This is a genomic window from Leptothoe spongobia TAU-MAC 1115 (assembly GCF_018739885.1).
In the GTDB taxonomy this organism is placed as follows: domain Bacteria; phylum Cyanobacteriota; class Cyanobacteriia; order Phormidesmidales; family Phormidesmidaceae; genus Leptothoe; species Leptothoe spongobia.
The window spans coordinates 21,504-30,092 of sequence record NZ_JADOES010000055.1 but is presented as its reverse complement, the minus strand read 5'-3'; the positions used below and the strand labels follow the sequence as shown (position 1 = coordinate 30,092).

The following is an 8,589-nucleotide window of genomic DNA, read 5'->3' as shown; positions in this document are numbered from 1 at the left end:
GACCCCTAAAATCTACCAAATTCTATTCAATACACTAAATCTACGTTGCAAACCTTTACCCTAAAAGAATCACACCCATCTCCATGTCTATTATCTGGCCTACATCCACTAGGGGAGAATGGGTTTCGATCACGACGGCACCACCGGCACGGGGGGAATCGCCGCCAAGGCGTGGATCAAAGCAAGCGACCCAGGCTGAGGCATGGCATGCATGGACGAGATAGCCATATAGCCAAATGGGTGCCTTGCCTTCAATTACAACGCCCTGGCTGGGTATCAGGTTTTTGGGTAGGTCTAGGCCTTTGAGATCAGCGGGGGTGATCAGGCCGTTATCGGCAGTAATTTGAATATGGAGATGCTGGTAGGACAGCCCAGCAGCGGTTGTGCCGGAAACAATGGCAAGTTCTACATCGGACATGGATAAACTGACTCTGACAAGCTTGACGGCAGTTTAGCAAGGTGTGGAAGTGGCTGCTTCCAGCTTCAGACAAAATTAGACATGTGATTGATTTACCGTTGATTTTGATGCAGGCTATCAGCAGAAAACTGTATTCCCATGGGGCTATGCCTGAAGAATTTTGGTCGGATCTGCCCGAAATCCCTTTGCTACAGTGGCTGGCCCGTGGCAGCTTGAAACAGCATCTAACGCAAGCTCTACGGATGTGGATCTGGCTACGCTACTTTTATGGGGCGGTGTCGTTGCCTATATCTGAGCCGTTTTCCTATGCGGACTGTCGAGAGGCGTTGTTTACGGCGGATCATCCGAGTAATGATGACAAACCCGGTGAGCATAATGAACAATGCCCCTGTGCAAAGACGGTGGCTGCTTGGTTATTTGCGCCTGACTTACATTACATGCAGGCTCAGTGGGAGGACTATGCGGCTGACTATGCCCATGAGGTAGAACAGAAGCGGCAACAGTTTATTGCTGCTTTGACGCATCACGATGTTTTGCCGAAACAGTGGGATCGGTTTCTGGATGAGGTGCGACTGTTTGGGGTGACGAGACGGGCTTTATCAGGCGATCTAAAACGGTTACAAGAGTTGAAACTGCTTGCTTCTGTGGGCAATGGCTATGGTCGGGTGACGGATTGGCCTGTGTTGCCCTATGGCACTAAGCGATCAGCCTCAGTTGATGAGCTGGCGTTTTTGGTGCAACCGGATTTGGCGGCGATTGCGGATAGTTTATCTCACACGTTAGAAGGGCAGCGTCGCTTTTTTGTGCATGTGGATTATGTGGTGCCAAAAGACCGTCATGATCGGGTGGAGGACTGGCAGACAGAGTTAAGGGAGTTGTGGCAGCGGTCGGTGGTGCTGCCGATCAGGCTGACCTATTGGCATGCGTCACGGCAGGAGACGGCAACGGTGGTGGTGTATCCGGTGTGTCTGTATTATTATCGGCGAGGGCCGTATCTGTGTGGGTTTGGGGAGGTATTTGGTCAGTCGGATACGGTGGATTGGCGGAATTATCGTTTGGATCGGATTCAGGCGATCGAGGTGTTGTCTTGGGATTCGTCGTTGTTGCCGCTTTCTCTCAGGCAACAATATTTGGAGGGTGATTTGCCGACACCGGATGATATTCAGGTGTGGATGGCGGAGGCTTGGGGGTTTGATTATTATCAGCCGAAGGATATTTTGTTGGTACGGTTTGATCAGGTTTGGGACCAGCGCTACATTCGTAATTCGTTGCGGCATCCGACGTTTCAGCGGATTGATTATGGTCAGGCTCAGAGGTTAATTGGGCAGACGTTACGGGGAGAGTTGCAAGGGCAAATGCTCGATCTGTTGGCGGCTCGTTCTGATCAGGATGCGTATTATCGGGCGGTTTATCGACGGAATGATCCGAATGTGAAACAGCGGTTGCGGGCCTGGCGGCCTCATATTGAGGTGTTGTTGCCTTGGCCGTTACGGCAACAGTTTGGGCGAGAGGTGATGGCGGAGAGTGGGTTTTATCGGGATATTGTTTAGTGTCTTGTTTAGATAGTTCTGGTGTTGTTTTAGGGGCACGATTTGAGGCGGCGCTGGTGTATGCGGTGCAGCTGCATCGACATCAGCGGCGTAAGCTGACGGGGGTGCCGTATATGGCGCATTTGATGGCGGTGGCGGCGTTGGTGTTGGAGGATGGGGGTTGTGAGGATGAGGCGATCGCGGCTTTGTTGCATGATGCGGTGGAGGATCAGGGGGGTGCGGCGACGTTAGGGGTGATTGGTGAGCGGTTTGGGTCTGTTGTTGCGGAGTTGGTGTTGGGGTGTACGCAACCGAACGCTATAGCTGGCCTAGGCTGGAGGGATCAGAAGCGGCTGTATTTGGAGCAGATTCGAGCTGCAACACCTGAGGTACAGCGAATTGTATTAGCGGATAAGTTGCATAATGGGCGGTCGTTGTTGGGGTTGTTGCGGGTTTATGGGGATGGGGTTTGGGGATATTTTTCGGGGGGACGGGAGGGGACTTTGTGGTTGTATGGGGGGTATGTGGAGTTGTTTGGGGCTGTAGGTTCTGGGTGGATGGTGGATGAGTTGAAGCGGGTGATTGTGAAGCTCGATTAGGTAGTTTAGGGAAATTGAATTTCAGAAAAAGCCCTTTTCATGCTTTTGAAAAGGGCTTTTTTATTCTTGATCTATCTCCAATGATCGGATTCCAACTAAATAAGAAAGAACATCGGATTCGGTAAAATAGTTAGTGCCAACAATGTGGTATTTCCAACTATTCCGATTTCAACTAATCGGAGTTTAAAGGGCGGAAGGATGAAGATGGAAAACGGAAAAGGGATGATCGGTTAATGGATAAAGCTCCAAAAATTTGTTCATTGAAATTATATCAAACTAAAAAGCTTCTCTTTTTTCCTATTGTCGTCCTCCGTTTTCCGACTTTTGAAACGTTTCCAACTATTCCGATTTCAACTAATCGGTAAAGTCAAGGCTGTCATACGTTTACCTCTTCGGAGGCATTCGATCGGTTTCCAACTATTCCGATTTCAACTAATCGGCAAAGACCTTGAGGGTATAATTTACAATAATGCAGACGGGCCTCGTAAGAAGTTTCCAACTATTCCGATTTCAACTAATCGGTATAGTCGACCGATGACAAATACATTGCAGCAGGTCTCGATGAGAGGTTTCCAACTATTCCGATTTCAACTAATCGGAGTCTAAAGGATGGAAGAGTGAAGGCGGAAAACGGAAAATGGATAATCGGTTAATAGATAAAGCTCCAAGAATTCGTTAATGGAGATCATATCAAATTCAAAGGCCTTTTCATTTCCTATTTCCGTCCTCCGTTCTCCGCCTTTCGAAGTGTTTCCAACTATTCCGATTTCAACTAATCGGTAAAGATGTTTGGGGGTGTAAACTGCCAGCTCTCAAATTTCTGGCAGGAAGGGTTTCCAACTATTCCGATTTCAACTAATCGGTAAAGATGGAGCGTTATTAACAAAGACACTGGAAAACCCGTGACCTCGTTTCCAACTATTCCGATTTCAACTAATCGGTAAAGCTCATGCTTACTAAAGATATGGTAGGCCAACTCGTTTCCAACCCTTGTTTCCAACTATTCCGATTTCAACTAATCGGTAAAGATGCAAACGGTATTATGCGTTTCACTATTCACCGGGTGTGGGAGTTTCCAACTATTCCGATTTCAACTAATCGGTAAAGTATTAGCAAGTTCTTGTCTTTACCCCTAATAGACCTAATCAAACCTTTCGTTTCCAACTATTCCGATTTCAACTAATCGGTAAAGTTTAAAGGCAAATTACCCGATCAGTATCTTTTAGCTGAAGAAGGGTTTCCACCTATTCCGATTTCAACTAATCGGTAAAGCCGTTGATAGTGACTTCGACGACTGCATGGCAACAAAGAAAAACCAGTTTCCAACTATTCCGATTTCAACTAATCGGTAAAGCAACACAACAATTTGTTAATAACCCTAATAGTGAAAACTATGGGTTTCCAACTATTCCGATTTCAACTAATCGGTAAAGATTACCCAAGGTTGTGATTCTCTCAGAAGACAAGACTCTCGTTTCCAACTATTCCGATTTCAACTAATCGGTAAAGGTAAACAGTACCAATTAGTAGTAAAACTTCCAAAAAATGACGTTTCCAACTATTCCGATTTCAACTAATCGGTAAAGGGCTCATGTAGCTGGATTTGATATTTTTTGGCTGCAAAAGGCCGTTTCCAACTATTCCGATTTCAACTAATCGGTAAAGTGGAGCAGAGATGTTGGCATCTCTTGTTTGTACCTCTAGTTTCCAACTATTCCGATTTCAACTAATCGGTAAAGTCAAAATGACAAAAGCGTCGGGGCGCTAAGCAGCGAGTTTCCAACTATTCCGATTTCAACTAATCGGTAAAGGTGATACTGATGATATCCATGAGAGCACTATCGAAGTATAGTTTCCAACTATTTCGATTTCAACTAATCGGTAAAGTTATCGATGTACCAACAGTCGAATGCTTGGCGGCAACTTTCAAGGTTTCCAACTATTCCGATTTCAACTAATCGGTAAAGAATCTGGAAATGGAGATGGAGGTGGACTGGGTCCAAATCCCGTTTCCAACTATTCCGATTTCAACTAATCGGTAAAGAAGATTAAGTATCGAAGCAAGCGACGGCCACGAGGTGGCGGAGTTTCCAACTATTCCGATTTCAACTAATCGGTAAAGAATGCTTGGTAACGCCAAGTTGCTGATGGTTGCAGGATTAAAGTTTCCAACTATTCCGATTTCAACTAATCGGTAAAGCAGGTTTGTTAGAACAAGGGTATAAAGTTGTGAACGGGTTAGTTTCCAACTATTCCGATTTCAACTAATCGGTAAAGTTCTGGAGGCAATAAAAAATTGCTTGCAATCTCGGTGAAGTGTTTCCAACTATTCCGATTTCAACTAATCGGTAAAGCTTTTTGCACCCGGCAATCAATCAGCTGAGGCTTCTGAGCGTTTCCAACTATTCCGATTTCAACTAATCGGTAAAGTCCCGAGCCAGGCCAAATCCCCGTAGCCTACTTTCGGCGTTTCCAACTATTCCGATTTCAACTAATCGGTAAAGGTTCGCGCGATGAAGACTTTACCACATCTGAAATCTTAGAGATCGTTTCCAACTATTCCGATTTCAACTAATCGGTAAAGCCAATAGGTTACGAAGTAGGATATGATCCCACATTAGAACGTTTCCAACTATTCCGATTTCAACTAATCGGTAAAGACAATCAAGGCCATTGAATTTTGGAATGTCGTTACACCTGCCAGTTTCCAACTATTCCGATTTCAACTAATCGGTAAAGCAGGTTTTAATGCATTATACCAAGAGCTAGTACAAGCAGAGCGTTTCCAACTATTCCGATTTCAACTAATCGGTAAAGACACCCCCAGCAGAAGCCCGTCATAGAGCAAGCTCCAGACAAGCAAACCACGGAGGTCTATATTCCTATCCTATCAGCCCTATGCCCCAACCATACTAATCGCTGAAACTATTGCCAGATAAGGCCCCACGGAGGTCAACTAAAACATAAGGCTTTCAGCGATCACCCTACCTCCGTGGTCAACACCAGTTACTAACAGTAACTTAGCCAAGCAATAGGCTAAACAATATACGTTTCAGGCGGCTCTTCAGGCGGCAAACTCCCAATCGTTAATGCCTGCGACATTGCCTCTCTTAAGGACGGAAGAGTGAAGACGGAAGGCGGAAAAAAGAGAGGATCGACAAATGCTCACAGATAACTGATTTACCTTAGACAACAGTAAACTCTGTGTCCTTGCACGGAAAAGGGGTGATCGCAAGAAGCAATGGGTTAAGGATCTACTCATTACAAGGATTCCCACTTAAGAAGCCTCTCTGTTTCCTATTTCCGTCCTCCGTTTTCCGCCTTTTGAAGTGTTTCCAACTATTCCGATTTCAACTAATCGGAGTCTAAAGGACGGAAGAGTGAAGGCGGAAAACGGAAAAGGAGTGATCGGCAAATAGTCCAAGGTGTAAGAATTTCTTAATTGAAACTATACCTGACTAAAAAGCCTCTTTTTTTCCTATTTCCGTCCTCCATCTTCCGTCTTTTAAAGTGTTTCCAACTATTCCGATTTCAACTAATCGGACTTTAAAGGACGGAAGAGTGAAGGCGGAAAACGGAAAAGGAGTGATCGGCAAATAGTCCAAGGTGTAAGAATTTCTTAATTGAAACTATACCTGACTAAAAAGCCTCTTTTTTTCCTATTTCCGTCCTCCATCTTCCGTCTTTTAAAGTGTTTCCAACTATTCCGATTTCAACTAATCGGTAAAGAACACGCAAGACGACACGCAAGACAAGACCATGACTTGCAGCTCGTTTCCAACTATTCCGATTTCAACTAATCGGTAAAGTGCCTATTCTCATGACTTCGGCACTTAGTGACGTCAACTTCGGCACCCCTACCTCAAGCATCCTAAAAAGAGTCTATTGGGTCAGGTAATAAGAGCATAATCTAGAGTTGCTCCAATGCGTGCATCATTGTCAGAAATGGAGGGTTCAAATTACGATGCTTTTGAATTAGAATCGTCATTCTTTTCATCCTCAAATTTAGGGTTGAGTTGACTGGTGAGTTTCCGCATAGATTCGCCATTGAGAGTAAGTTTCAAAGAGTCATGAACAATGCGGTCAAGAATGGCATCGGCGAGGGTAGAGTCTTGAATTTTTTGATGCCACTCTTTGATGGGAAATTGAGAGGCAAACAGACAGGAGGCTTGCCGGTAGCGGTCATCGAGGAAATCGAGCAGTTCGCGAGCGTCATTGGGGGTTAACTGATCTCTAAGCCATTCATCTAAAATGACCAAATCAAAGGAAGCCAAGTGCTTACGGAATTTAGGAAAGGAACCGTCAGCTTTGGCGAATTTGAGTTCGGTAATGAGATGGGCGGTTTTGAAATAGCGTACGGTGTGACCCTGTTTACACAGATGGTCGGCCAGGGTGCACGCGAGAAAAGTTTTCCCTACGCCCGTCGGCCCCACCATAATGAGATGGAGATGTTGGCAAAGCCATTGTCCCTGGGTCCATTCAAGGAATTGCGCTTTGTGGAGTCCCCGTGGCACCTGAAAATCGACCTCGCTCAACGCGGCCCCAATAAAGAGGTGGGCTTGCTTGAGACGTCGTTTGAGCCGTTGATTTTGGCGTCGCAAATACTCGCGTTCGACGAGCAAGGCAAAGCGCTCATCAAAACTCAGATCGTGGTAGGTGGGCTGTTCGTGCTGTTCACACCAGGCCTCCAGTAAGCCCGTGAGTCGTAGGTCTTTGAGTTGGTCAATGGTTGATTGCATTAGGGGACTCCATAAACGGACTATCAGTTGTAGTAAGCACGGCCACGAACATTCTCGTGGTCACTGCTGGGAAGGGCCGGTACCTCAACGAACACGGGCGTTTGGTCAAGATGATGTTGGAGAATATGCTTAAGTCGTCGATACCCTGACATCCCAAGGGTATTGGCGCGTTTACACGCATTCTCTAGGCGTTCGCTGCCATGGCGGGTGGCTAAGTTTTGCAGCCCTTTAAGAGAGCGAAAGGCTTGTTCATCATGGTCTTTGCTTTTGAAGATCGTCTCGACTTGAGTGTGGGTGTGGGGACCGATCTGATGCGCCCATGCTAAGAACGTCTCTTTCGATTGACGCTTGTACGCCCAGTGTTCCGGCGGCATATGATGGTCTAGGGTGGTATGACGATAGGGAGTCATCGACCGAGCATGGGTGGCAATCCGTTGGTTGTCGTAGAACACTTCCACCAAGTGCTCTGTGGTTTTGACCATCACTTGATGCCCCACATGCCAATAGGGCACCGAATAATAGTGCGTATCGAGGCTAATGTGATAATCCGGGGATACTTTGGCTCGCTTCCAAGTTGCAAAGACAAACGGATACTTGGGCAAAGGCTTAAGCGCATCGCGGTCTACCTGCTCGAACAGCTCACGACGTGACATGCCATAGGCATACATCGTCCGGTTATTGAGTTGGTCGAGTAACGGGCGAATCGCGTCATTGAGGTCACTGAGCCGATGGAAGGTTTGGTTGCGTAAGCGAGCCAGAATTTGGCGTTCCACTTCCTGCACCGCTTTTTCCACCTTCGATTTATCTCGCGGAGCCTTGGGTCTAGCAGGAACGACCGCCACGTGATAGTGTTCGGCAAACCCTTGATAACTCCGATTAATGCCCGGTTCATACCGGCAGGGATCCGTGACCCCAGATTTCAAATTGTCCGGTATGATCTCCTCGGGGACGCCACCAAAAAACTCAAGCGCCCGTTGATGAGACCCCAGCCAATTCGCTAAGGTTTGGCTCTCAGTGGCCTCGGCAAACGTATAGTTACTGGCCCCCAGGCAGGCCACAAAAATTTGAGCCTGGGTGATTTCGCCGGTCACTAGATGGGTCAACGACATGGTCATCCCACAATAATCCACCAGCATTTTTTCCCCACCTCGATAGGTTTGGCGCATCGACAGCTTTTGAGTCCCTTTCCAACGGTTATAGCGACGACAAAATTGGCCATAACTGAGTGTCCAATCGCCACGGTCTAAGTGGTTCGGCAAAAATAGTTATAGCATTTGAGCGAAAAAGAGCGATTCTAATAGAAT

General features: G+C 46.6%; 5 protein-coding genes and 1 CRISPR repeat array. Of the genes, 2 read left to right on the top strand and 3 right to left on the bottom strand.

Features of this window, described 5'->3' with window-relative positions:
* Positions 1–55: 55 nt before the first annotated feature.
* Complete coding sequence (gene crn3, locus IXB50_RS20010) at positions 56–418, bottom strand: CRISPR-associated ring nuclease Crn3/Csx3 (RefSeq protein ID WP_215610767.1); 363 nt, start codon at positions 416–418, stop codon at positions 56–58.
* A gap of 146 nt (positions 419–564) precedes the next feature.
* Between crn3 and IXB50_RS20005 the strand changes: the two genes are divergently transcribed.
* Complete coding sequence (locus IXB50_RS20005) at positions 565–1,968, top strand: TIGR03985 family CRISPR-associated protein (protein WP_215610766.1); 1,404 nt, start codon at positions 565–567, stop codon at positions 1,966–1,968.
* Positions 1,968–2,546, top strand: coding sequence for an HD domain-containing protein (locus tag IXB50_RS20000; protein ID WP_215610765.1), 579 nt, complete (start codon positions 1,968–1,970; stop codon positions 2,544–2,546). The genes IXB50_RS20005 and IXB50_RS20000 overlap by 1 nt, the downstream gene beginning before the upstream one ends.
* 748 nt (positions 2,547–3,294) lie before the next feature.
* Positions 3,295–5,363: a CRISPR direct-repeat array (repeat unit 36 nt; unit sequence GTTTCCAACTATTCCGATTTCAACTAATCGGTAAAG).
* A gap of 1,142 nt (positions 5,364–6,505) precedes the next feature.
* Here the strand turns inward: IXB50_RS20000 and istB are convergent.
* Complete coding sequence (gene istB / locus IXB50_RS19995; RefSeq protein WP_215610764.1) at positions 6,506–7,285, bottom strand: IS21-like element helper ATPase IstB; 780 nt, start codon at positions 7,283–7,285, stop codon at positions 6,506–6,508.
* 23 nt (positions 7,286–7,308) lie between these two features.
* Entirely contained in the window at positions 7,309–8,544 is a 1,236-nt protein-coding gene (gene istA / locus IXB50_RS19990; RefSeq protein ID WP_215610763.1) for an IS21 family transposase, read from the bottom strand.
* Between the last annotated feature and the right edge of the window lie 45 nt (positions 8,545–8,589).

Coding starts and splice junctions, on each gene's coding strand:
- istB (WP_215610764.1), bottom strand. CDS start 7,285: ATGCAATCAACCATTGACCAACTCAAAGACCTACGACTCACGGGCTTA.
- IXB50_RS20005 (WP_215610766.1), top strand. CDS start 565: ATGCCTGAAGAATTTTGGTCGGATCTGCCCGAAATCCCTTTGCTACAG.
- crn3 (WP_215610767.1), bottom strand. CDS start 418: ATGTCCGATGTAGAACTTGCCATTGTTTCCGGCACAACCGCTGCTGGG.